22 protein-coding genes and 2 pseudogenes are annotated in these 23,134 nt (G+C 35.8%); 10 read left to right on the top strand and 14 right to left on the bottom strand.

Annotation, left to right across the window (positions count from 1 at the left end; all coding sequences use genetic code 11):
- Positions 1 to 24 precede the first annotated feature (24 nt).
- The 11 genes from Q1K34_RS16635 to Q1K34_RS16585 form a co-directional block, all read right to left on the bottom strand.
- Positions 25 to 822 carry a hypothetical protein gene (locus Q1K34_RS16635; RefSeq protein WP_300441444.1) on the bottom strand — a complete coding sequence of 266 codons (798 nt, stop codon included), beginning with the start codon at positions 820 to 822 and terminating at the stop codon, positions 25 to 27.
- The gene (locus Q1K34_RS16630) at positions 819 to 2,036 is read right to left on the bottom strand and encodes a restriction endonuclease subunit S (RefSeq protein ID WP_300441443.1); all 1,218 of its coding nucleotides are present in this window, start codon (positions 2,034 to 2,036) and stop codon (positions 819 to 821) included. Before Q1K34_RS16630 ends, Q1K34_RS16635 begins: the two co-directional genes overlap by 4 nt.
- Positions 2,033 to 3,580, bottom strand: a complete 1,548-nt coding sequence (locus tag Q1K34_RS16625; protein ID WP_300441441.1) for a type I restriction-modification system subunit M — start codon at positions 3,578 to 3,580, stop codon at positions 2,033 to 2,035. The genes Q1K34_RS16630 and Q1K34_RS16625 overlap by 4 nt, the downstream gene beginning before the upstream one ends.
- 427 nt (positions 3,581 to 4,007) lie before the next feature.
- Complete coding sequence (locus Q1K34_RS16620) at positions 4,008 to 4,517, bottom strand: hypothetical protein (protein WP_300441438.1); 510 nt, start codon at positions 4,515 to 4,517, stop codon at positions 4,008 to 4,010.
- Positions 4,514 to 5,560 (bottom strand): XRE family transcriptional regulator, encoded by a 1,047-nt coding sequence (locus Q1K34_RS16615; RefSeq protein WP_300441435.1) that lies wholly within the window; start codon positions 5,558 to 5,560, stop codon positions 4,514 to 4,516. The genes Q1K34_RS16620 and Q1K34_RS16615 overlap by 4 nt, the downstream gene beginning before the upstream one ends.
- Before the next feature lie 252 nt (positions 5,561 to 5,812).
- Positions 5,813 to 6,418, bottom strand: coding sequence for a hypothetical protein (locus tag Q1K34_RS16610; protein WP_300441432.1), 606 nt, complete (start codon positions 6,416 to 6,418; stop codon positions 5,813 to 5,815).
- On the bottom strand, positions 6,415 to 8,019 hold the full coding sequence (locus Q1K34_RS16605) for a type IV secretion system DNA-binding domain-containing protein (protein WP_300441430.1): 1,605 nt from the start codon (positions 8,017 to 8,019) through the stop codon (positions 6,415 to 6,417). The genes Q1K34_RS16610 and Q1K34_RS16605 overlap by 4 nt, the downstream gene beginning before the upstream one ends.
- An 11-nt stretch (positions 8,020 to 8,030) precedes the next feature.
- Positions 8,031 to 9,056, bottom strand: coding sequence for a MobB family relaxase (gene mobB / locus Q1K34_RS16600; protein WP_300441428.1), 1,026 nt, complete (start codon positions 9,054 to 9,056; stop codon positions 8,031 to 8,033).
- Positions 9,056 to 9,583 carry a BfmA/BtgA family mobilization protein gene (locus Q1K34_RS16595; RefSeq protein ID WP_300441426.1) on the bottom strand — a complete coding sequence of 176 codons (528 nt, stop codon included), beginning with the start codon at positions 9,581 to 9,583 and terminating at the stop codon, positions 9,056 to 9,058. Before Q1K34_RS16595 ends, mobB begins: the two co-directional genes overlap by 1 nt.
- A gap of 570 nt (positions 9,584 to 10,153) precedes the next feature.
- Positions 10,154 to 10,603, bottom strand: coding sequence for a JAB domain-containing protein (locus tag Q1K34_RS16590; protein WP_300441423.1), 450 nt, complete (start codon positions 10,601 to 10,603; stop codon positions 10,154 to 10,156).
- An 82-nt stretch (positions 10,604 to 10,685) separates the two neighbouring features.
- Positions 10,686 to 11,045 (bottom strand): single-stranded DNA-binding protein, encoded by a 360-nt coding sequence (locus Q1K34_RS16585; protein WP_300441421.1) that lies wholly within the window; start codon positions 11,043 to 11,045, stop codon positions 10,686 to 10,688.
- 745 nt (positions 11,046 to 11,790) lie between these two features.
- Here Q1K34_RS16585 and Q1K34_RS16580 point away from each other — a divergent pair.
- The 4 genes from Q1K34_RS16580 to Q1K34_RS16565 all read left to right on the top strand — a co-directional run bounded on the left by Q1K34_RS16580 (position 11,791) and on the right by Q1K34_RS16565 (position 15,483).
- The gene (locus Q1K34_RS16580) at positions 11,791 to 13,401 is read left to right on the top strand and encodes a DUF1186 domain-containing protein (protein WP_300441418.1); all 1,611 of its coding nucleotides are present in this window, start codon (positions 11,791 to 11,793) and stop codon (positions 13,399 to 13,401) included.
- A 552-nt stretch (positions 13,402 to 13,953) separates the two neighbouring features.
- The gene (locus tag Q1K34_RS16575; protein WP_300441415.1) at positions 13,954 to 14,163 is read left to right on the top strand and encodes a helix-turn-helix transcriptional regulator; all 210 of its coding nucleotides are present in this window, start codon (positions 13,954 to 13,956) and stop codon (positions 14,161 to 14,163) included.
- A gap of 7 nt (positions 14,164 to 14,170) precedes the next feature.
- Complete coding sequence (locus Q1K34_RS16570) at positions 14,171 to 14,497, top strand: HipA N-terminal domain-containing protein (RefSeq protein ID WP_300441413.1); 327 nt, start codon at positions 14,171 to 14,173, stop codon at positions 14,495 to 14,497.
- Positions 14,498 to 14,499: 2 nt separating this feature from the next.
- Positions 14,500 to 15,483 carry a HipA domain-containing protein gene (locus Q1K34_RS16565; protein WP_300441410.1) on the top strand — a complete coding sequence of 328 codons (984 nt, stop codon included), beginning with the start codon at positions 14,500 to 14,502 and terminating at the stop codon, positions 15,481 to 15,483.
- Between the two features lie 512 nt (positions 15,484 to 15,995).
- Here the strand turns inward: Q1K34_RS16565 and Q1K34_RS16560 are convergent.
- The gene (locus tag Q1K34_RS16560) at positions 15,996 to 17,093 is read right to left on the bottom strand and encodes a hypothetical protein (protein ID WP_300441407.1); all 1,098 of its coding nucleotides are present in this window, start codon (positions 17,091 to 17,093) and stop codon (positions 15,996 to 15,998) included.
- Positions 17,094 to 17,095: 2 nt separating this feature from the next.
- Positions 17,096 to 17,893 (bottom strand): sigma-70 family RNA polymerase sigma factor, encoded by a 798-nt coding sequence (locus Q1K34_RS16555; RefSeq protein ID WP_300441404.1) that lies wholly within the window; start codon positions 17,891 to 17,893, stop codon positions 17,096 to 17,098.
- A 135-nt stretch (positions 17,894 to 18,028) separates the two neighbouring features.
- Here Q1K34_RS16555 and Q1K34_RS16550 point away from each other — a divergent pair, with 135 nt between their 5' ends.
- Together Q1K34_RS16550 and Q1K34_RS16545 are read left to right on the top strand one after the other, a co-directional pair.
- Positions 18,029 to 18,292, top strand: coding sequence for a hypothetical protein (locus Q1K34_RS16550; RefSeq protein ID WP_300441401.1), 264 nt, complete (start codon positions 18,029 to 18,031; stop codon positions 18,290 to 18,292).
- Positions 18,293 to 18,891: 599 nt separating this feature from the next.
- A complete protein-coding gene (locus tag Q1K34_RS16545; RefSeq protein WP_300441398.1) occupies positions 18,892 to 19,221 on the top strand; it encodes a hypothetical protein in 330 nt (109 codons plus the stop codon).
- 414 nt (positions 19,222 to 19,635) lie between these two features.
- On the opposite strand, the gene Q1K34_RS16540 is transcribed toward Q1K34_RS16545, so the two are convergent.
- Entirely contained in the window at positions 19,636 to 19,980 is a 345-nt protein-coding gene (locus Q1K34_RS16540; RefSeq protein WP_300441396.1) for a DUF983 domain-containing protein, read from the bottom strand.
- A 94-nt stretch (positions 19,981 to 20,074) separates the two neighbouring features.
- On the opposite strand from Q1K34_RS16540, the pseudogene Q1K34_RS16535 reads away from it, so the two are divergent.
- The 4 genes and pseudogenes from Q1K34_RS16535 to Q1K34_RS16520 all read left to right on the top strand — a co-directional run.
- Positions 20,075 to 20,323 (top strand): annotated as a pseudogene (locus tag Q1K34_RS16535) (AraC family ligand binding domain-containing protein); the annotation flags it as partial.
- Positions 20,324 to 20,377: 54 nt separating this feature from the next.
- Entirely contained in the window at positions 20,378 to 20,950 is a 573-nt protein-coding gene (locus tag Q1K34_RS16530) for an AraC family transcriptional regulator (RefSeq protein WP_300441447.1), read from the top strand.
- Positions 20,951 to 21,017: 67 nt separating this feature from the next.
- Positions 21,018 to 22,517 (top strand): P-loop NTPase fold protein, encoded by a 1,500-nt coding sequence (locus Q1K34_RS16525; RefSeq protein ID WP_300441393.1) that lies wholly within the window; start codon positions 21,018 to 21,020, stop codon positions 22,515 to 22,517.
- A gap of 116 nt (positions 22,518 to 22,633) precedes the next feature.
- Positions 22,634 to 23,107: pseudogene (locus Q1K34_RS16520) on the top strand (transposase); the annotation flags it as partial.
- Positions 23,108 to 23,134: the final 27 nt, after the last annotated feature.

Genomic DNA, 23,134 nt, shown 5'->3' with positions numbered 1-23,134 from the left:
AATAATAGAATCAAACCCCTTTATTTAAAACTTACACACTTTACGGGATAGTGTCGGTGTACCATCTGTTAATTTCTCTAATCTCCATTTTCTGGTGTTCTTTACCCTACTAAATTCATTGAATAGTACATTGTAAAATAATGGATTATGGGTGGTAATAATGAATTTTAAGTCTGATGTACTTAACTTTATTAACTTAGCTATATCTACTGCTAGTTCAATTAGGTGTGTATCATCTAAGGAACTTACCGGATCATCAATAAAGATGTACTCAAGATGATTAAATTGATCTGTTTCTCTATCTCCTTCTTCCTGATCAATATTCAGCACACTAATAGCCTGTTCCAGCAAACTATAAAATATACTCCATATAAAACAGCTTTCTTCTCCTTTAGATATTTTTACATATTCAGAACCCGAATCATCTCCTTTCTCAAATGAAAATCGAACTTCAGAAAAAGTTTGGTCAAAACTAGGTGTTAACTTATTATTTGTATATCGCTGAAAATGAGTAGTTATGTTGGGTTCTTGACCTTGATCTTGAAAAATCCAGTTAGTATAACTATTGGGTTGTATTATCACTTTTCTATCTTCATCATTCTCCAAATCATTATCCCAATAAAATAGGTCTTCTGTAAAGGCATTATAATACAGGACTTTAGATTGATACTCTTCTTCTGAATCGGCTTCCTTTGGCGAGATTAAATTTTTAAACTCACCAGATAATCGAGTTTTACCCGCGCCATTAAACGCATAGATCAACTGAACTTTTTTGTCAGCATCTATGAGCCTCTGTGCTATTTCGGATAAGGACTGGCTCATACAACATTTTCTTTAGGAAAGTCTAATAAAACTGCCCGGTAATACTCATATTGTTTTTGCCTTAATTCAATTTCTGTGGGTAAGCCTTCGCTGATAGAGGTAGTAAGCACATCAAATTTATCTAAGATTGAAACAATACGTTCTTGTTCTTTTGGTGAAGGGACGGGAATTATAGCTTTGCCTAAACCCTTTGAATTAATTGCAGAAATTTTACCTGTTCGTATATGTGGTTTAATTTGATCGTGAAATTGTCTTGTACGGGTAAAATAAGCTACATATTTAGGGTTTAAATCACTTTTGTAATAGAAACAAGCATCGTGGATTACTACTCCTTCATCACCTAACCAGGCTGTTCCTTGACCTATATCTTCAATAGTTTCACCAGCTGCGACTATAATAACGTCTCCTTTTTCGGCACGTCTTAACTTTTTTCGATCTACTAATTCTCTACTGACAAAAGATTTTGTCTGATCTGCCCAAGTACCATAGTGGGTATACATTTCACCGTAATGAACTGTCGGAACTCCTTCTTCAAGAATATCAGTTTTTACAAATCTTTTACCTCGTATAAATTCACCAACATTTGCATCACCCATTGGTAAATGTTTCACTTCCTCTTTATCAAAACTTAATAATTCTTCTCGGTAATACTCAAACTGGTTCTTACGGGCGGTAAGCTCTGCGGTAAGCTCTGCGGTAAGCTCTGCGGTAAGCTCGGTAAACGTATCGAGAATATCAACTATTTTTTGTTGAATTTCCAAAGATTTTTCTGGGTTATTGGGGCAAGGGATAGGGATTTGTTTATTAGCATAATTGCTAATCCATTGTCGTTTATGATCTCCATCAACTAATCCACTTCGCAAGGTATTTAACCAATAGTATATATACTTTAATAAAGCTTTTGATTCATCTTTTGAAGTAATCATCTTCATAGCCGAAGATTTTACTTTAAAATCAAAGTCAACCCATTTATTTGCGGTAGTAAAATCATCAAAAATAATTACGGGATTTTCTGAAGCTTTATATATACCGTTGGTCTCATCAGTATAACCAAGTAAAAAAGTTTTTCCTGCGGTTAATACTGGCGTTTCGTATTCATCATTATAAAATTTTGATTTTACGCGGTATTTTGTCGGTTGTTCATAATTTGTATAATCACCCAAAGTTTTCCATTCAACCTCAACACCTTCCAGTATTTTATCTAAATAGCTCATCCTTCAATCTCTTTTACAATGTTATCAATCTCAGAACGAAGCTTATCTATCTTTTTTACGGTTTGGGACACCTCTTTATTTAGCTCTTTAATATTAATTTTCTCTCTGGTATCTTTGGCCTCCACATATGAACTTACCGATAGGTTATAATCATTATCTGCTATTTTGGAGTTATCGATAGTAGTCGCGATGTGCGCTACTTCTTCTTTGTTATCAAACATTTTGATAATCTCATCGATATGCGAATCCAACAGCACATTATTATTGGTTTCTTTTTTAAAGAAGTCTTCGCCACTAACATCTATAAATTGTGTTTTGGTATCGGTCTTACTTTTTGAAAGCACCAAAATATTTACAGCTATAGAAGTTCCAAAGAATAGGTTGGGAGCTAAAGAGATCACCGTTTCTACAAAATTGTTATCTACCAGGTACTTTCTGATTTTTTGTTCAGCACCGCCACGATAAAAAATACCGGGGAAACAAACCAAAGCCGCTCTACCTTTACTTGACAAATAGCTTAAAGCGTGTAGCACAAAAGCGAAATCTGCCTTAGATTTTGGAGCCAGTACGCCGGCTGGTGCAAAACGATCGTCATTGATCAGTGTAGGGTCGTCATTACCAATCCATTTAACAGAATAGGGGGGATTTGAAACAATAGCGTCAAAAGGTTTTTCATCACCCAACTCAGGATGTATCAAGGTGTCCCCGTGTACCAAATGGAATTTATCATAGTTGATATTGTGTAAAAACATATTCATACGTGCCAGGTTATAGGTAGTATAGTTAATTTCCTGGCCATAGAAGCCTTCCTGAATAATGTGTTTTTTAAAATGTGGTTTGGCCTGCAAAAGCAAGGAACCCGAGCCTGCCGCAGGATCGTAAATTTTATTAACTGTTTCCTGTTTGTGTAATGCCAGTTTTGCTATGAGTTGAGAAACATTAGGAGGCGTAAAAAATTCCCCTCCGGACTTACCGGCATTCGCCGCGTAATTAGAGATCAAAAACTCATAAGCATCCCCGAAAAAATCGATCTTATTATCTTCGAAACTGCCAAACTTTAAGCCACCAACTCCCTTTAATACTTTCGCCAAACGGCTGTTTTTACTTTCAACTGTTCTGCCCAGGCGGCTACTTGTGGTGTCAAAATCTGCAAACAAGCCTTTAATATCTTCTTCGGAAGGATAACCATTAGCTGAACTTTCTATTGCAGAAAAAATAGCGGCCAGATCGGTATTCAGATTTTCATTGGTATTTGCGTCTTTAACCACATTTACAAAGAGCTGACTGGGATAGATAAAGTAGCCTTTTGTCTTTACCGCATCTTCTTTTACTTCCGGAGTAATAACTTCATCTGATAAACTGGCATAGTCTATACTATCATCACCACCCTCAATGTAATTGGTAAAGTTTTCACTAATGAATCGATAGAATAGGGTTCCTAAAACAAAGTGTTTAAAATCCCATCCATCTACCGAACCACGAACATCATTGGCTATTTTCCAGATTTGACTTTGTAATTCGGCTCTTTGTGCTGTACTTGTCATTTATTTCTTAATATCTATTAATTATTGATTTTTGAACAAACTTTGCGGGCTCTCCCGGTATTTTATAATGTATTGTTTGTATTGAATACACAATAAAGTTTTAGAATAAGAATTTTTTATCAAATTCTTGTTCCGGAAAGGGAAGCTAAAAAGTTATTATCGGAAAAAGTGCCGAAAGCTCTATTATTAGTGGATAGTTTTAATATCGCGCTTTTCCTGGCCTCAGAAAGGCCATTTAGGCTTTTTACTTTATCGAGGAATTCTTTTTTGTTCATTCTGGTTGTGGAATCTTTATCAAATTAAAAAGCATTACAAACAACCTTATCAGGTAAAGGCTTTGTAATACTAACAAGGTAGGGCTTGTTAATAGTGGTACAATTTAGGAAAATTTAAGTAATTGTTAAAGGCTTGTGAAAGGAATAGTGGCTTAAAGATTTTGCCAGGCAGTATGCCGCTTTTCACATTCTTTTTGGGGAAGATTAAGGCGGGGGTTTATAACTTCACAAAGCTCTATGAGCTTTTCGGAAGCTCTTTGAGGTGATATTGTTGCTGCTTCTACCATTTTGTCAAAAATCCAAAGATGACCGTGTACTTCTAAAGCTTGTTCGGCAGCATATTTTCGCAAATTTTTATCACTTGTAATTAAAGTACCTCCTTTTGCTCTGGCCTGGAAAAAAGCTGAGCAATCCTGCTCAGAAAGCTTTGGCTTTGCTATTTGCAATTTAGAAATTTCCACTAATTCTTCTGCAGAAATATCCGACACCTTTAAGAGATTCTGATCTATGTATGGAGTTAATGCTTCTTGTTGTTCTTCAAACAATTCATCCAAGACCAAAGCCGTAGTATGGAATTCAAATTGGAGATCAAAAAAATGAGGAAGAAGGGCAAGCTCAACGAGGTCTATAAGAATATTTGCATCATTAACAACTATTCTCATAAAGCGATAAATTCTTTTCTAAAGGCTGCTAATTTCAAATTAGCCAGATTAGCGGCTTTGCTCAAGGATATGATATCCTCGGAAGCTGCGCGAAATAAAAGCTGGTTAAAACGATTTGATTTTTCAACCCCTATATATTGCCCTAGACCTTGTTCTTCTTTGTTTTTAGTCATTTTTATACAAAAGCCCCGATAATAATAATCGGTAATAACGCCCAAATCTTTAGCCCGGCGCATAATCGCCTGTACCGACATACCATATTCTTCTTTGATATTTATAAGTTCATTAAGGCTAATGGAAGTACGCTTTTCTCCCATTTCTTTAAAAAAGGTTTCTTTAGGTATTAACATCGCTCCGGCAAACCTAAAACACAGTTTTTCAATATCCTTATGTTCTATATTTTTATTGAAATTTAAAAGAAGGTGCCCCAATTCGTGTAATGCAGTAAGGCGTTTACGTTCTATGGAATAGTTTTTATTTAATACCACCACCGGGTATACTTTATCGGCCCAACCAGAAAAACCGTCAAATGCGGGGGGCGCATCTATCTCGACTACTTTTATTTCTTTTTCTTCTAAAAATTCCACTACGTTTGGCAAGGCATTAAAGCCCAATTTCCATTTAGTTAACAGAGTGTTTACCGCATTTTCGACATCATCACCATCATTAATAATTAAGTTTTGAAATGGATTTTTAAATTCAGACTTAATTTCCAGAAATTGTTCGAGTTCCAGGTATCGTTCAACCATATCCTTCACCTGTTCCTGGATTGCGTTTAGTTTTTTGGTCCCCAATTTTTTCTTCTTGCGAAATTCAATCTTATCGATTTCCACACTATAACTCCTGAAAAAATAATCGGGTTTTACATTGAGGGCTTTTGCCAGTTGAATTAACACACTGGAATCAGGCATCATTTCCCCTTTTTCATATTTGGAAATAGCATTTTTAGAAACTAGTTTATCTATTTTTCTCACCAGATCGTCCTGAGACATTCCGGCAAGAATTCTGGCACTTTTAAGACGTTTAGAAAAAATAGCTTGCATAAGGTTGGGTTTACAAATATTCACAAATATATCTAATTGTAAACTAATGTAAGGTATAATAACTCTTAAAATTTAGAGTTACTTCTTTCCTATACCCATTCTTTATGCTTCAATAGTTTTCCGCTCAGTGAAATAAAAAGAGGGTAATAGAAATATAATTTGGCGTTCTTGTAAAATCTATAATGGCTCTCCATAGTTTTTATCCTGACTGGTATTCAGGTTATCCCTAATAAAGGACGGTGAATAAAACTTTTAATCATTTTTTATTTCATCAGCTTTTTTCATCCAATTTCGGGCACAGGCTTTCCAATTCGTGATCGGTTTTTTACCATTTAATTTCCAGCCTATGGATTCGTAAAAAAAATAAAAACTTTTAGCCTCCAGTATATTTCTTTTTGCAGATTCAAAATATGCTATAACTACGTGTTCATTTTCTGGACTTGTTTGTTTAAAAGAGTTTATAATATGTTTATTATTATGTTTATTAAAAGAGACCATTTTTTGGACAGGTACTTGTTCAGTTTCTGAACAAGTATTGTCCATTTTTTGATCAGGTAGTGTATCAAATCTGAACATGTCCACTAATGATCCATTTTTTGGACTACTGCTGGGATGGTATTGCAGGTATCCCCACATTTTTAGCTCCCTCAGTAGTTTATGATAGGTCGTCCTGGAGCGCATTTTGGCTAGTGCCATCACCTGTTTTCTATTGACCATGAATGTTTTTGGAAAATGTTTTTGATTCCAGATCTCAAAAAAGGCCAGGTATAAACTGCGATGGGAGGCAGTAATTCGGTCGTCTTCGGAGAATTTTCGCAATACTCCGTTTAGATGAATTATGTAATTGACCTCTTTCATTTTTTTACTCTTTCAGATTTATAGATGGCTTTGGCTTCCTGGTATATTTTCTGAAAATTCAATTCCATATCATCTGGAGAAAACTCGTGCTTGGGTGCCGGTAATTCCTTAGTCCAGTTCGGTGTGGAGTATTTCACTTTCCGGTCTTTCCCATCGGCAAAGGTCACGAACTCCCCCGGTTTTAATCGGAAGAAAACGTCGGCCCTTATCTTGGCCACCTCCCGTTCACTTTTGGTGGTACGGGTATCGAAATTCAGATTATCACTTTTGCTTACACTGATGCTTTTCTTCTTTACGATCTCGAAAAAACTCTCATAATATTTTGCGGTGTCGGGGTCATTCACTTTTCCGAAGAACTGATAGGAAAGATTGCTAAGGATGGCTTTTCCTGCTTCTCTGCCATAGAGGATATCATTCTGTATCTTATCCTGGATGACGTACACCGTCGCGATATTATAGCTGCGCAGCGTGGCTGGGATACGGTGCATGTTCAGCAAACGGATCGTGGAGGCTTCTTCCATGAGGATAAAAGAATTAAGCCGGTCATGAACGCTCATCTGCTTGGTGATACTATGAATAATGGTTGCTACGATAGGTGAATAGGCCGATTCAAACTTAGGATTATTCACCACTGAAATCACCCCGGGATTTTCTGAATTATTGATATCCAAGGGAATCTCATCTTCCGACAACACCATAAAGATCCGCTGGGTACTGATTTTTTTAAAAGCATTGGAGAGGGTGCTTTTTACTGAAGCCGTTTGTTTTTCAGAATCCACCCCATTGATAAAAGAGTTGGCCATCGCCTGGGAGGTGTAGTTGGAACTTAAAAAATCTACTAATTCATAGGTAGTTGCCTGCTGAAATAAGGAGATCAGATGCGGCAGGGTACAATAGCCGGGATGATCGGTTTTAAGTTTCCAGATAAGCCCTCCAATGATGCCTTCCGCGGCATCGTTGAAAAACTTCGAGCTCCCGGAAGAACTACTTTCTTTTTTCTCTAATAAATTCTCCAGTAGGACCCGGGAGATCTCATTCACGCTTTCTTCATCCTCCATATAGCGCGGCGCTATGGGATTCACCTTATGGTAGATCCTGTCAAAGGAAATGATGTAGAATGGCATTTTACTTTCTTTGAATAGGGGATAGGCAATCTTGGAGAGTTCAAAGTTCTTATAGTCGTGGATAATGCCGCAGAACGTTCGCTGGCTGAAATACCGGAGAAATTGAGCCACGACGCTTTCTGTCTTCCCACTCCCCGCAGCCCCGATGATGGAAACTCCCCGCCGGATATCTTTTAACTTTATCGAACCGGAAGAGAGTGGCATCCGAAAACCATATTGCCTGGTTATCTTTTCTTTTTCCATCTTCAAAAGCCATTCATTAAGTAGTATATTGATGGTTATAAGCGGAATAAAATAGCGGATAGAGAGTACCACGAACAGATCAAAATCAAAACCCGAAGGGAAACTAATTACCAGCAGTAAAAAGAGGATCAGAAAGTTAATGATAAACCCCCAGGAGGTATTTTTCAGGGTAAAATAAAATAGGCCACCCATGGCAGCATTTAAAAATAGGATTAAAAGGAGATTAGCATTCATAACGCATAATTTTAATAACTGATAGAACTTGATTTAATACCAGCTTCAATGATTTTTTTAAGTTGTTTATAAGCGAACCCCACTTTATTCTGGGGTAGATGTAATACGGGTAGTTGTAGCCCCGTTTGACGGATCATTTTAAAAGCTATTTTTTTCTCGTTAATTCCCAGGTTGCTTAAGGAAACAAAGTATTGTTTGGGATCTTTTGTTAGCAGTTTTCTGGCTGCATAGCTTTCCACATAGTTCCGGTTATACTGGAACATTTTGTCAAAAGTTTTTTCAGAATTCTGAATAAAGCGATCTCGCTCAAATCCCCGCTTGACCATTTTACCATGCATCTCCACTTCTGAGGCTTTGTATTTACTACCAGGGGAAAGGCTATACGAATTAGAAGCATCTTTTCGGCTGACAATGATATGGATATGGCTTTGCAGGCCCTCTTTCTTCATCCCAGGCTCCACCACATGTCCCCGAATCTTAAAGGGAGCATCGCGTACCAGCTTTCGGATCTCATTTTCAAGTTGCAGGGTATTTCCAGGAATTTCCCCACGCTCCACTTTCCGAATCTCATTTTTTAAATGCGCGATCTGATTGCTGTAAGGTTTATTCTCCTTAACGGCCATATCATTCGATTTATAAGTCCGCTCATGCTCTAGCTTGGCGAAATATTTAATATCATCTACACTGATAGGTTTTCTATTAATCTCCCGATGGAAAGAACTGGCATATTCTTTCATGGCCTCACGGACAAAAGCCCGGAGTCTTTCCGGATTATTACGAATATGTTTTAACTCGTATGGGCTGGGATTGATGGTGATGGAATAATACTTGGGTTCTTTGAGTTTTAATTTAGCGGTGTTTCCATCGATCTCTTTAATTACCTGGTAAGGTTTAATTTTATCTTCATACTGATTAAAAAAGTATTCCTTATCCAATGAACCTTTTCCCTGATTTTCCTTTTCCAGGTAGCTCACAAAATCCCCGGCGCTTTGTGAGAAAGCACCACCTAATTTCTGAGGGGAGATGGTGATATACATCAGGTCTTACGTTTTAGGGCTATTTTAAATTGTTCAAATTCCGTACGGGGGATATTCAGTTTTAAATAATCCCCGCCAAAAGCGTTACTCTTTTCCTCGACATGTTCAAGCAAGTACTCCAGATCTTTTGTGGTAGAGTTCAGTACATCTTCCAGGCGTGAGATTTCTAATACCAGTTGTTCCCGGCTCTTTACATCGGAGGAAAGAACCTTATTATTTTCCACCATAGCAGGTTTGGAAATGGAACGTTCTTCCAGAAGTAAATTCAGCATGAGTAGACCTGGTTTGGTTTGGGTCTTTTCAATATTTTTAAGGATGGCTATCACGGCATCGATTCTTTTTTTGACGAGTTGCTCGAGGCTTACTTTGGAGGGGACTAAAGTTTCAAAGGGAGAGAGGTTATTTTTCTCAAAAAAGTCCAGCATCAAGTCTAAAGTTTCGGAAAGGTTGCTATCGTTTTTCTTGGAAAACTCCCGAAACCTCTTTGCCGTCTTTGCTCTAAGCTGCAGTCTTGATTTTGCCGTCATGGATACTATTTTTACAAATGCTGGCTATAGCCATCTTGATTTTACTGGTCTTTTAAGAGGGGTATATCCACCAGGGTGGATACTTTCCCCATAACCATAATTCAAAAAGCCTTATAAAATGGGGCTTTAAGAATTAAATCAATCGAATAACACCGTGAAACGTGTTACCGTCTTGCTCTTCCATTTCGTCCCGCTGGCGGGACAAAATTTTCATACAAGTTGGTTTGCACCAACTGCTTTTTAGGATTTAAAAAATCCTTTTTGTGATGTAAAAACGAAAATCAAATCAGGGTGGATTTTCCTAATTCTAACTTAGAGAAGATCACCATTTTAAGTTACTGTTTCTGCCTATTCCAGTCAACTGAAATATCCATTTAGATTGTTGCATATTATAGTCAATTGATATAAAAATCTCCATTTATGTCAATTTGAAAATTTCGCGACGGCAGATTTTCAGATTTGCAGGGTAGAAAATGATCAAAAATTTGAGGTTTCGGATCTGCTGGAAAATTTGTAAAATGAAAAAGGTGATCTAAACAGACCACCTTTTAAAATTGGGACAAAAAAGGATCATAGCATTCCTTCATCGGCGAAGGAATAGTAGTCCCCATCCGGGGTTAAGATCAGGTGATCGAAGAGTTTGATATCAAAATACCTGCAGGCAGTTTGAATTTTTTCCGTTATTTTTTGGTCTGCGGTACTTGGACGAAGGGTTCCTGATGGGTGATTGTGTCCGATTATTATTGACACCGTTAAGGACTTGAGGATGACGGCAAAGAGAATTCGGATGTCTACAAGGGTTCCAGTTATTCCACCTTTGGATACCTCATAGATGCCCTTTACTTTGTTGGCATTGTTCAGGAGTAATACTTTAAAACATTCCTGTAGTCCGATCTGGTCCTTATCCCAGCGGTTATACAGGATAGCTGCGGCGCTCTCAGAGGAAGTTATTTTAGGAGCCTGACTAATTTTAAAATGCCCCTGATATTTTATCGATATTTCGTTAACTTTGGTTTTCATGTTTTCTAACTTTTAATGTTTAATAGTTTAGAAAAGAATAAGAGGGCGCCGGCTGTAAACTATGGTCGCCCTCTATTTTTTTCTATGAATCTGATTCATTCGCTTTACTCGCATATCCTAAAAGAAGAATTTCATGGGCTACCACTTCGGTAACAAATCTTTTTTCACCTTCATTGGTTTCATAGGATCGAGAAGTAAGTTTTCCCTCGATAGCAATTTCTTTTCCCTTGCCTACGTATTGTTCTACAATCTCGGCAGTTTTACCCCAGGCTACAATGTTGTGCCACTGAGTATTTTGCACTTTTTCTCCTTTGGAATTTTTGAAGAATTCATTGGTGGCAATGGAGAAGGAGGCTACTTTTTTACCGCTGTCGAGGTTTCTGACTTCGGGAGCATTTCCCACATTTCCGATTAGCTGCACTTTGTTTCTGATAGTACTCATAAGGTTTAGTATTATGGCCTGATAACAGACCTGATTAATAAAAATTGATTTACTTTTTATATCCGTCGCTTTTCCCTTTTTGATTTTTCGTTCTGATTGCGGATATGTTTCTATGGAGTAATCTCATGATATTCTAATTTGATTTACTTCTTATAGAGCCGTTTGCTATTTCCTTTTTTGATGCAGATACAGATTCAGGATATAGAATTAGAGAGGGATTATAAAAGGGAGAGCGCAGCCGACCGGCTTATGCAGCCCGGCTAACTTCTATATCCTGGTATTTCGCATAAAGAAAAAAGGAAAGCATAACGGGGAAGTAGAAGTTGAAAAGGGAACAATGAGTGAATAAAGAGCAAGCTAAAATCAGAATATTTGAAGATGTTCCGGTTTACAGGAGGGCTGTTGTACCTGTGGATCTACATTGTCAAGATTGATCGTTTCTCTGGATTAAAGGAGTTAAAGCATGTTGTAATTTTAATTTAAAGAAGTCTTTTTCAGGGTTCTTTAAAACCCTTTGTTATTGTAGATGATTCGAATGCTTTTAACCAGAATTTTATCAATTCTTTTTTTGAGTTTTTATTTTTCAATACATCCATGAATACTTCTATAAATATTCTTCAGCTCCGATGTCCTTTACATCGGGATTTGTTATCATACTATTCCTATTTGGGTTATAAACAGTTATCTGAAATTATAAATCGTCAATACATTGTAAATTTTCAGCCTAGAAAAATTATTTTTGAGTATGGAACGAGACGGATTAAAACTGAAGAATTATAAAATTACAGGGGATGATACGATCCTGGATGAGCAAAATCATATTACGCCTGAGGTACGCCGTATTATTGAAGAGCTGCGACCCGATGTAGAAAAGGGAAGAAAATATCTTCTTAAAAAGCTGAACAGCCTTTCTAGGAAGTATCCAAAAACACCCATTTTTAAAAATTTTCTCTCTGCAGTTTATCAGAAAAATGGAAATCCCAAACAAGCTTACGCCGTAAATAAATGGATCGTTAAAGAACATCCTGATTATCTGTTCGGAAAAATTAATCTCGCAGTAGAATTACTTTTTAAGGATCAGCCAGAAGAAATCCCTGCCATTCTGGGAGAAACTATGGAAATTAGTGAATTATGCCCTGAGCGCAAGGTGTTTCATCTGGAAGAAGTTATTGGTTTCCACACGGTGAGTGTGCAGTATTTTCTGGCTATTGACGAAATTGAACAGGCCGAATTACGGGTGAAGCTACTGGAAGATATAGATCCGGAGCATTCAAAAACACAATACGCCCGACAGATACTTCAAGAATGGTATATCGCCAAGGCTTCAGAACGTTGGGAACGAGAACGTCACAACCGAAAGGAGGTACTTCTTAAAGACACCAGATCCCATCTACAGACGAGCGAACGCCCTAATTTCCATTTTCAAGATGAAATCAACTGGCTCTACCAAAATGATCTGAGTATCGACCGGGAGAAAATTCAGCAACTCCTGAATCTTGATTCTTCTCTACTTATTAAAGATCTGGAAAAAGTATTGCAGGATAGTATTGCCCGGTTTAATTTCTTTGTAGCCAAGATCAACACTGAAGGATATAACACTAAAATACTTGACTTTCCCATCCATGCTCTTCTGTTGCTCGCTCACTTTAAGAAGAAAGATTCTCTTTCCGCCATTCTACAGTTGCTAAAACAGGATAGGAATTTCATAGATTTCTGGTTTGGTGATATTATCACTGATATCATGGAAGTTTCCCTATATTACTGTGGAAAAGATCAAATCCTTCGATTGTTTGAATTTTTAAAGTTGCCAAATATCGATGCGGGGGGTAAATGCATTGTAGGAGAGTCTCTGGTAAAAATTATTAATAAAACAGATGGAAGAAGAACTGATTTTATTAATGAATACCGGCAGGTCCTGAATCTTTATATCGGAAATGCTGAAAATGAAAATTTCGCTGATACTGATGCGATTGGATTTATTGTCAGTGATCTCATGGACTTAGGTTATGATGAATTATTGCCCGAAATCAAACAATTGTTTGACCTGGAACTTGTGGATACCTCCATATGTGGCCCACTTACGGAGGTCGAAACCGAGATTATGGGTGATCCTGTAGAGAAAAGCATAAGATTCATTGAAAAAGATATTTTTGCGCAATACGAAGAGTTGCACAGTTATGAGAAAGAAATCAATGATTTGGAATTTAATGAAGATTTGGCTAGCGAAATTTATAATGAGTGGAGTGTCAGCCCTTTTGATAATGATCCGATTGTAAACTCGAAAAAACCAGGACGTAATGATCCCTGTCCATGCGGTAGTGGTAAAAAGTATAAAAAGTGTTGTATGAATCGGTAGCAACATCCAACCATGGGAAGTACAACCAAGGTTATTTTATGTACAGGTAATGTGGGACATGTACAAATAATTCAATTCTATGTACATATTCTCAGCCGCGAACTCCTTCCAAAATCTTCGATGGAAATGAAGTGTTCTGTTTTCTTTATCGGGTTAGCGTAATGGAAATCGAAATTTTTGAAGGTGTTCAAGAACTTTTAAGAGAAGCGCTTTTCACGAAATGGAGCTTTTGCGAAATGCAGGGGAATGGGCTAAACGGGTATTTAATATATAAAGCCTGATAAAAGTAGGTGTTAGCGTTAAAATAGGATACTAATGATCAGAATGTTGGAATTGAATTATATGCAATTGCATCGATTATCAAATTAAATAAGAAAAAACCATTTAAAAACACAATATAGTGGGATTTTAAATGTAATTTTTAGAGTCTGGAATAAAAATGCAGTGTAATTCACATTAAATTGTGAAAATTAATGTATTTTTGGTTTTCTGATTAATTTTGTAATTACATTCCACAATTTAATGTGGGTTAAGAGAGGAAAATAAATAATTATGACAGCGATCCAACAGATTGGTCGGATAATTCAAGAGCGCCGCGATCATATGCGCATCACCCAGAGACACTTAGCTGAAATGGCAGATATCGGGATCAATACATTGTACAAGATCGAGACCGGGCAGGCCAATCCTACCCTCGAATCCTTACAAAAGATAACAGATATTCTGGGCTTAGAAATCACACTGCAGGTTAAAAAAATATAAGTTTTAGATGCGACAAGCTAAGATACTTTATAAAGGGAAAGAAGCTGGGATTTTGGAACAGCATAATGATGGAAGCTTTAGCTTCCAGTATCTGGATACATGGTTGGCCGATCCGGGAAATCCTTCAATAAGTCTTACACTGCCCCGATCCCAAACCGAATATCAATCGGACTATCTATTCCCTTTTTTTTACAATATGCTTCCGGAAGGAACCAATCGGCAAACAGTATGTAAGGCCAATAGATTAGATTCAAATGATTATTTTGGCATCCTTATGACCACTGCCCGTTATGATACGGTTGGGGCGGTCACAGTAAAAAAGATAAAGAGCTAAAAATGAAAATAGACCATTGCCCCGGAACCTTAGCAGAAGGATATGACACTTATAGCAGGACATGTCTAAACCGTGTATTTGATGGTCGCAAGGTTTCTCATTTGCTACCCTATGATGCGCCAAACTCGAACCGACAAACCGATGAACTTTTTGAAGAGAATCAAAAACGTATCTCTATATCAGGAGTACAGGAAAAATTCTCCGTTCTCTTAGAGAAAAATAAGCTTCGTCTCATCAAAGAAGGGGAACATGGAACCTATATCCTTAAACCGATTCCCCATGCAGGGCAGAGGCGTGATCAAATGCCCGCCAATGAGCATCTAACCATGCAGATCGCCCGGCAGGTATATAATATTGAAACTGCCGAAAATGCTCTTATTTTTTTTAAAAATGAAGCTCCAGCATATATAACCAAACGATTTGATGTAAATCCGGACGGCTCGAAGAAAGCCAAGGAGGATTTTGCAAGCCTTGCCGGCAAAACACCTCAGACTCACGGTGAACATTATAAATATGAAGGCAATTATCTGGAATTATTTCAGCTAATGAAAAAATTCATCCCGGCCTATCGTATAGAAACTCCAAAACTATTTAAGCTTCTGGTATTTAATTACCTCTTTTCAAATGGTGATGCCCATTTAAAAAATTTCGCTATCCTGGAAACTCCTATGGGGGATCATCGGCTGAGCCCAGCCTATGATTTGCTGAACACCCGAATTCATGTTAATGATAGTGAATTTGCCCTGGATGGAGGACTTCTTCCTAAAAACATGGCCCAAACAACTGTTGCAGGACAGTTCAATATTCTGGCAGAGCAGGTTGAGTTAAAGCCGAAACAACTGGACCAGATTATGGCAACCATGCTGGGTAATTCGGAAGAAATTATTCGATTATCTGAGGCATCCTTTTTAGAGGAGTCCACTAAGCGAAATTACATACAAGATTATCAGTATCGTTTAAAGCAATTGCAAAAAATTCATGCATAGCTCAGATTCAAAAGCCTTAATTTTTAATTTGAGCTTCAAACAAATATTTCTAAAGCCGCAAATTGATAAAACATTATAGTTTTATATGTTGTGAGATACTGGAGTAATTAATTAAGTGAGCCCACGCGCTGTATATGTTATTTGCATTCAGTGAGTGTCTCCTTGACCTCACCTTGCGGGTGTACAGGCACCCTCATTTTATTCTGTAAATCTGTTTTAATTTTTATCATAAATCTAATACTTAACAGGTGGCTATAACCAGTTCTAGCCTGGAAAATCATAAATATAAGTGTCAGTCACGCGTTGTATATGCTTAGAGCATTCAGTGAGTGCCGTTGGGGACCTCACCTTACGGGTGTACAAGCACCCTCCATATTAATTCGAACTTACAATTTCAATCCAAAGCTGTTTAAAGTAAAAACGGATGACAGGCGTTGTATATGTAATATGCATTTAGTGAGTGTCCTAAAGACCTTTCCTTACGGGTGTACAAGCACCCTCGCAACTAAAACTTAATCTATAATTAATTCTATCCCGGCTTTTTCAGCTTTGTATTTAATTTTGGTCAATAGTTCAAAGTAGCTCCAGTTTCTCAGGACAAATTCTTCATCTTTGGCTATTTCTGATTTTTCTTTTTGATTTAATAGCAAAAGGGTTCCGGCTTTGTTCTTAATGCAGAAATCTATGAGTCGCTTACTATAGACATGAAGCCGATTATGAACGTAATTTCTCTCGCTATCACGAAACTTTGTCAACGCTTTTGTTTTCCTTTTGCGTCCTTTTCCAGATCTCGCATATGTAACTCCATGTTTGGCTCTTTTTTCAGAAGCCTGTATGGCAAGTCGTCGATACAAAAATTCTTCACGGGTACCAATAGTATGCTTCTTCCTGCCAATTTTTACTATTATAGGATATTCCAGAGATAGCGCAGCCTCAGCAATCACTTCAGGTTTGAGGTCATGTTTCTCCTTTTCTATTTCAAATACCGGAAGCCAGAAGATCTTTCCATCTTTCAATTTTATATGCGATGCACATAGTTTGAGTTCTCCATTCATAACCCTTTCCAGTAAAACTCGCTTATCAGAAAAGTCTTTCCCTAAATAGGTCTTTAAAGGCATTTTGAATAACCTAAAACAGAAAGCTCTTTTCTCTTCATCATAAATTATTTTACTCATGCCCTCGGTATCGAATGGAAAGGCCATATCTCTCCTGAAATTCTTTAAAGAGCGCTCACCATTCCAGTACTCGACTTTGTTCTTATTAAAAGAGCTATATAAAGTGCTTTTTAGGTTGGTTAAAATATTGGTAGGGATTTCGCCTTTAAACCGATTTGATACCACCCGGTAGGTGGTATGGATTCGGGAACCATTTAAAATGCCGAGATCATCCTTTTTTTCATCTGCCAGTTTATACTTTACACCTTCAGATAAATAAAGAAAATCCTTAATCATTTCCTGAATGTATAAATGAGTGACCATAAAATTAGCTGCCCGATAAGCCCTGTTTTGCCACTGATAGAGTTTATCCAACGCTTCCTTTCGCTCTTCTTTAGAAGACAGGTCTACCAGTAGCTGGATCTTGCGAGTGAGTTTCATCGTTGACTTTCCCATAACTAAGCTGATTTAAGTTGCTGCTCGTGTTTCTGTTGCATCAGTTTATAGGCGGCTATAAATTGGCTATGTACTTCTTTTTGAGAAAGGTTCAGTTCCTTGGCGATTGCACTGAAGGACTCTTTTTGTTCGCAACGCAATTGCAATACTCTTTGCTGCTGCTCCGTTATTTCTTCCTCTGCTTTATTTCTATTATCAGAATTTGATGAATTTTCTAAACTACTTCCATGGGTGATGATAGCTTTAATTTCCTGGATCGTTTTTTTTACCTGGTTGCTAGTTTCGGTAACTCCTTTTCCCATGAGTTGGCCAATGTATTTATACCGAAAACCATGCTTCAAGCAGAGTTTAATTAAATGGCTTTTCTCAGAGCTCAATAGCGGTAATATTTCCTTAATCCGGTCAAAGGCCTCTTGTTCCAAACACTGGTCTTTTAGGTGTTCATCTTCTATATTCGGATCATATCCCAGCATAAACTCCTGATAATTCCCAAAATTTTCAAGTCGCGCCATGGAACGATAAAACTGGTTTTTTGGCCGACAGTAGTAATAGGTGCATTCCGTTTTAATTACATAGCGAAGGAAATAATAAATATGATCTGGATCCTCGATACGTTCCCGGTGCTCCCATAATTTTAAGAAGGCATCCTGAACGAGGCTTTCGATTACAAATTCATCGCTCATTTTCTGCTTTCCTATCCAGAAAAGTTGCCGGCGATACCTTGCATATATATTAACTAAAGCGATAGGATCTCCATTCTTTAATAAATGGAAATTTCGTTGATTAAAAGAATCCCGCATAAATTGACCTTTAATAACTTTTAATTTACTAAAAGTAAGTAATAATAACAAAAATACAAATTATAAATTATAAATCGTATATTATTCAGTACTATAAATGAATTTGTTGTCATTTTAGGGTTAATAATTTGCCCCATGACAAAAGACGATCCTCACATAGACCCAGCACTTCTTTCTATAGGCTCAATGTTTGAGACAGGTAGGATTAAGAAAATGTATATGCTTTCCGAGTTATATCCCACCAAAATAGCGAGATCTCTCGGTATTAATTATGGAAGATATATGGCTAAACTTAGTCATCCAGATAAGTTTACCATAGCAGAAATAGTTAAGCTATCCAAACTTTTAAAAATTGATCCAGATACGATCACCAAGGTTATTTATTCTGAAATGAAATAAGAAAAATTGACCGTGACAAAAACCAAAGCATGTAAAGCTTCCTCTACAAAATTAAATAGTTTCCCTCCGGTCCAAAATGGTTTCTATCCAGACAAACTTTTAGCCAGATTAATCCTTAAAAGAAATAATTTATTAATCTTTATTGAGTATTAATCACAATCATTCTGTGTGAAATTGGCTTTGAGGGTATTGTTGTTGACTAATATTGTATTGTTGTTGACTAATATTATTTTATTTAAAACCAAGCATAGATCTCATTTAAAATTTATCATATATTCATGGCATTAGTTTTCATTTTAATCAAAAGTATTTGCCCTTAAAGATTGCAATTTGCCCAAAAAGTCTTTTTTCTACCTTGGATTGAATTTTTAGCCTAGCCCTATTTAAATTTAGAAGGTCAACCGAAATTACCTTATTAAAAATGGAAGGAAATTTACTATAAATTAAAATTTTAGACATTATTTTATTATAGTCGACACAAATTGTGGCTTAAATATTTAGCTTAAGAGAAAGCTATTCGAAAACTAATTAGAGGAAAAATCATCTTTTAAAATTACCGTTATTCATATTTCTATTAATACTCTAAATAAAACTGAATTATGAAAAAAAAAGAATTTCTAAAAGAATTGGTGGAAGGAGAAGAATTCTTTTCAGATAATTTTCTTAATTCTACTAAAACAGGTAAGTATTCAGCTAAGCTAAGTGCTGAAAACCCTCAACAATTGATGGATTTAATTTGTAACCTAATTAAAATATGTATACGGGCTTTGGAAGATGGAGAACATATTGAAGATCCTCACATTCCAAATCCAGTATTTCCTGTTAGCGAAACCTTAAGAATGGTATTGGACATTATGCCCTACCAACATTTTGAATTGATGGAAGAATTAGAAAAACAATTAATTTCGAAAAATAATAACAACGCTTGAAAAGCGGATATTCAGGACTATGTTGCCCCCCTAAAGACTACTCTTTTGCCAGGTCAATCGTTATACGGCACAGGCATACGGCCAGATTCTCTTTTGAAACATCTACTCCCAGGGCTACTTTTAAAAGGTGGTGCTTCATAAATCTTTAATTTTAAACCGTATTCTCCATCACTTTTGCTCGTTTTTGATACGATCTCAATTTAAGGAATCCAGGTACTGTTCAAGTTTTCAGAGAAAAATGTAAGGGTAGAATTTCTATCGCACGATATCATTTAAAAATGTATCCATCGCAGCCTCACTATCCCTTCCATTGGTTTAATTATTAATTCCTATGTTTAGCTAAATTACCCCGAGAAATCTAACATACGAACCGCAGCCGTTCTGCATATCCTGGGAGTTTGCCGAATTAAATTACTAGTAGAAAAGATATATCCAAATTGATCTGGACACTCTAAAATTAAAAGTACTACTAATAAATGCTACCAAAGCAATTATAAGAAATACTATTAAGGGAGATAGATCTATTAATACCCAAAAAATGATAAGACTGGCAATCATTTCAGCCACTGCTAGAGCATAACTAACAAACATAGCCCCGAAAAAAAATCCTGTTTCCTTCTCAAACTTAAAATTACATTTCTCACATCTTTCATTCATTTTAGGCATCCGGAATAAAAAAATATTGCCTTTAGTTTCAAAAATATCTGCCTTATTACAATTAGGACATTTTCCCTTTATAACATCTACAACTGTGGTCATAATCTTTCACATTTTTAATATGTAAAATTAAAACACAAAGAAAGAAGTACCCATACAGTTTTCACTCTCATTTTTGTACTTTTAGGACATTCAAATGAAAACAACTGTTCTAGATATTGATCAATTTAAATTGTCAAGGCTACTTAATGACTTCTACGTAAATACATTTTCGGAACACATTAAGACAAACAAGAGACTAATTTTCACCCCGCATAGCCATAATTTTTATTTGTGTGTATTATTTACACAAGGCACTGGTGTACACGAAATTGATTTTAATTCCTACGAAATAAATCCAGGAAAAATATTCTTTCTAACACCTGGACAAACACATTTTTGGAAATTTGATTCACAACCAGATGGTTTCATATTTTTTCATTCAAAGGAATTTTATGATATGCATTACTTAGCACATAAGCTTCGAACTTTCCCTTTCTATTATTCCTATCAAAACCCACCCTTGCTAGATCTTCCTCAAAATGATCCCGAGGTAAATAACAAATTTCAAAATTTATATAGAGAATATATTGACTCTAAACCCTTAAGGGAATTGAAAATTGTAAATATTATAAATGACATTTATATTACCTTGGCCAGAAGGTACACGGCCGATGTTGATATTGCCAGTTATTCTCACCCTAATTATTTAAAAATTCTTGAACAATTTGAACAACATATAGAAAAGTATTATGACAAACAGAAATTGCCTAAATACTACGCTGATAAATTGAACATTACCACTAAACATTTGAACAGAATCGCAAAGGAAACAGTCAATAAAACCACTAACCAATTGATTTCTGAAAGAGTTATTCTAGAAGCCAAGAGATTAATTGTTCATTCCAATAGTTCATTATTTTCAATTGCTGAGACCTTGGGGTTTACAGACTATGCTTATTTTTCAAGATATTTTAAAACTAAAACAGCAATGACTCCTTTTGAATTTAGAAAAAGGTATATTAAAGAATAATTTGAGTGGGATACTATGCACAAAACGAGTTGGCAATAATATTTAAATAAAGATTTTATTTCAAAAAATGCATTTTAATAACCTATCAGTAAAAGAAGAATCACAGCGATTTTTAAATCACATTACATTAGAAAATAATAGTCGCATAATTCTATCCGGTATTTTTGGAATAGGAAAAACTTATTTCATAAACAAGTTTTTTGAGAGCAACACAGAGAATTTCATTGAAATTAAACTGAACCCGGTGAATTATTCAGTATCCCAAAATGAAGATATTTTTGAGTTAATCAAATTTGATATTGGTTACCAACTATTTAAAGAAAAACCAGATTTTGATCAAGTAAAACTTAATAACTTATTAGCAACAGAATTTTTTTTAAGCCAAAACTTTGGAGAGTTAATTGTCTCATTAATAAATACACTTTCGAAAATAGACCATAAAATAAACTCAATTGTACAGCCAATTTTAGATTTGAAGCAGAAAGTTCAAAAATTTAAAAAAGAACACGAAGTTGATCAAGAAGAAGAGCTAATGAGCTTTCTCAAAGAATTTAAATTCTCAAAAGGTTCTTTTCGAGAAGAAAATTCAATAACAGAATTAATAAACATTTTAATAGAAACTGTAAAAGAAAATAATCCAGAAAAGAAAATTGTTTTAGTAATAGATGATCTGGACAGAATTGATCCGGAACACATTTTCAGGATATTGAATGTTTTTTCTGCCCATTTCGATTTTTATGATTTAAAAGATGAAAATAAATTTGGATTTGATAAGGTGATATTAATCTGTGACATTGAAAATATAAGAGGCATTTTTCATAACAGATACGGTACAGATATTGACTTTTCAGGTTATATTGACAAATTCTATTCCTTGGAAATTTTTAAATATGATTTTAGAAATATCATAATTTCAAATCTCAAAAATTTCTATAAAAGCATTAAATCTGAGAATAGAACCCTACAAGGATATATTATAAATAACCAGGGCAGTTATTATACCAAAGAATTATCGTTTTTGCTTCAATATTTTATTCAATCAAATACATTAAGTATGCGCTCTTTGGTTGACTTTCTAAATATTGAATATGAACCAGAAGATAACATAATAAAAACAGGAGGTAGTTTCAAAGTTCATACAATAGAATCACCTATATTCTTAATTTTTGATTTTTTAATTAAACTTTTTGGCGGTTTGGATAACCTTCGATTTGCGGTAGAAAAAACGATGGAAAAATTTCCAGAGATCGAATTATCAACTTATAATGATTATTGGGATTTACGCCTAGGAAATTTAGCAATGATCTTGGATTTCAATTCAAGCAATTTAAAACCAAAAAATGATATCTATTCATTCAAAAATGAAAATTTAAATATTATAATCAACTACGAAATAAATCCTACTGATTATGGTGTAGTTGGAAAAGCTAGAGCTGTTAGTTTTGATATAAAAGAATCAAAATCAATGAATTTGTTTGATATAATAAATTCAAGAATCAATTATTTTCAAATTTTAGATGCCTCCCTTAAGGTTTACCAAACATTACCAATAGAAAAGGCAAAATAAATACTATTGCCAACAAAGACGGTTCACCGCAAATAACGGGTAGTTTGCCAAAAATTGTTATTTTAGAGGCCAATTATTAAAACAACTAATCCGTTTATACATTTAAACAATACAAAACCAAGGCCTTTAAAGAATGCCCGTACGTAAACAGTGTACCACGGCAAAATTCCCGGGGAAAAATAGTACGGCGTACTGAATTCGCGGATAATATACAGGCCAATGCTAAACGAGTTCGCCAAAATGAAGCACTTTACAGAAAACGCCAGGCACTGGTAGAGCATCCTTTTGGAACAATAAAAAGACAGTGGGGCTTTGACCATATCATGACAAAGAAAGGGATCAAGGCTGCATCAGCAGACATGGGTCTTATCGCCTTAGCTTTTAATTTAAGAAGACTATTCAACAAAGGAATAGTCATAAAGGACTGGCTCTTTGGGGCTCTTAATGGCATTATATGGCCAAAATCAGCTAATTACAAGATCCTAGGTCGCAATATTACATTTTTCATGGAGAAACGACTATGGAAGGTGATAAATATACTTCATCCAAAATTTAAATTTTTGGGACTGTCTCAAAAACTGTGTAAGTAGAAAATATAGGGGTTTGCAAACCCCTAT

Source organism: Christiangramia sp., from assembly GCF_029937855.1.
Lineage (GTDB): Bacteria > Bacteroidota > Bacteroidia > Flavobacteriales > Flavobacteriaceae > Christiangramia.
This window is presented reverse-complemented; position numbering and strand designations above follow the sequence as displayed.

Coding starts and splice junctions, on each gene's coding strand:
- Q1K34_RS16635 (WP_300441444.1), bottom strand. CDS start 822: ATGAGCCAGTCCTTATCCGAAATAGCACAGAGGCTCATAGATGCTGAC.
- Q1K34_RS16630 (WP_300441443.1), bottom strand. CDS start 2,036: ATGAGCTATTTAGATAAAATACTGGAAGGTGTTGAGGTTGAATGGAAA.
- Q1K34_RS16625 (WP_300441441.1), bottom strand. CDS start 3,580: ATGACAAGTACAGCACAAAGAGCCGAATTACAAAGTCAAATCTGGAAA.
- Q1K34_RS16620 (WP_300441438.1), bottom strand. CDS start 4,517: ATGAGAATAGTTGTTAATGATGCAAATATTCTTATAGACCTCGTTGAG.
- Q1K34_RS16615 (WP_300441435.1), bottom strand. CDS start 5,560: ATGCAAGCTATTTTTTCTAAACGTCTTAAAAGTGCCAGAATTCTTGCC.
- Q1K34_RS16610 (WP_300441432.1), bottom strand. CDS start 6,418: ATGAAAGAGGTCAATTACATAATTCATCTAAACGGAGTATTGCGAAAA.
- Q1K34_RS16605 (WP_300441430.1), bottom strand. CDS start 8,019: ATGAATGCTAATCTCCTTTTAATCCTATTTTTAAATGCTGCCATGGGT.
- mobB (WP_300441428.1), bottom strand. CDS start 9,056: ATGTATATCACCATCTCCCCTCAGAAATTAGGTGGTGCTTTCTCACAA.
- Q1K34_RS16595 (WP_300441426.1), bottom strand. CDS start 9,583: ATGACGGCAAAATCAAGACTGCAGCTTAGAGCAAAGACGGCAAAGAGG.
- Q1K34_RS16590 (WP_300441423.1), bottom strand. CDS start 10,603: ATGAAAACCAAAGTTAACGAAATATCGATAAAATATCAGGGGCATTTT.
- Q1K34_RS16585 (WP_300441421.1), bottom strand. CDS start 11,045: ATGAGTACTATCAGAAACAAAGTGCAGCTAATCGGAAATGTGGGAAAT.
- Q1K34_RS16580 (WP_300441418.1), top strand. CDS start 11,791: ATGGAACGAGACGGATTAAAACTGAAGAATTATAAAATTACAGGGGAT.
- Q1K34_RS16575 (WP_300441415.1), top strand. CDS start 13,954: ATGACAGCGATCCAACAGATTGGTCGGATAATTCAAGAGCGCCGCGAT.
- Q1K34_RS16570 (WP_300441413.1), top strand. CDS start 14,171: ATGCGACAAGCTAAGATACTTTATAAAGGGAAAGAAGCTGGGATTTTG.
- Q1K34_RS16565 (WP_300441410.1), top strand. CDS start 14,500: ATGAAAATAGACCATTGCCCCGGAACCTTAGCAGAAGGATATGACACT.
- Q1K34_RS16560 (WP_300441407.1), bottom strand. CDS start 17,093: ATGGGAAAGTCAACGATGAAACTCACTCGCAAGATCCAGCTACTGGTA.
- Q1K34_RS16555 (WP_300441404.1), bottom strand. CDS start 17,893: ATGCGGGATTCTTTTAATCAACGAAATTTCCATTTATTAAAGAATGGA.
- Q1K34_RS16550 (WP_300441401.1), top strand. CDS start 18,029: ATGACAAAAGACGATCCTCACATAGACCCAGCACTTCTTTCTATAGGC.
- Q1K34_RS16545 (WP_300441398.1), top strand. CDS start 18,892: ATGAAAAAAAAAGAATTTCTAAAAGAATTGGTGGAAGGAGAAGAATTC.
- Q1K34_RS16540 (WP_300441396.1), bottom strand. CDS start 19,980: ATGACCACAGTTGTAGATGTTATAAAGGGAAAATGTCCTAATTGTAAT.
- Q1K34_RS16530 (WP_300441447.1), top strand. CDS start 20,378: ATGCATTACTTAGCACATAAGCTTCGAACTTTCCCTTTCTATTATTCC.
- Q1K34_RS16525 (WP_300441393.1), top strand. CDS start 21,018: ATGCATTTTAATAACCTATCAGTAAAAGAAGAATCACAGCGATTTTTA.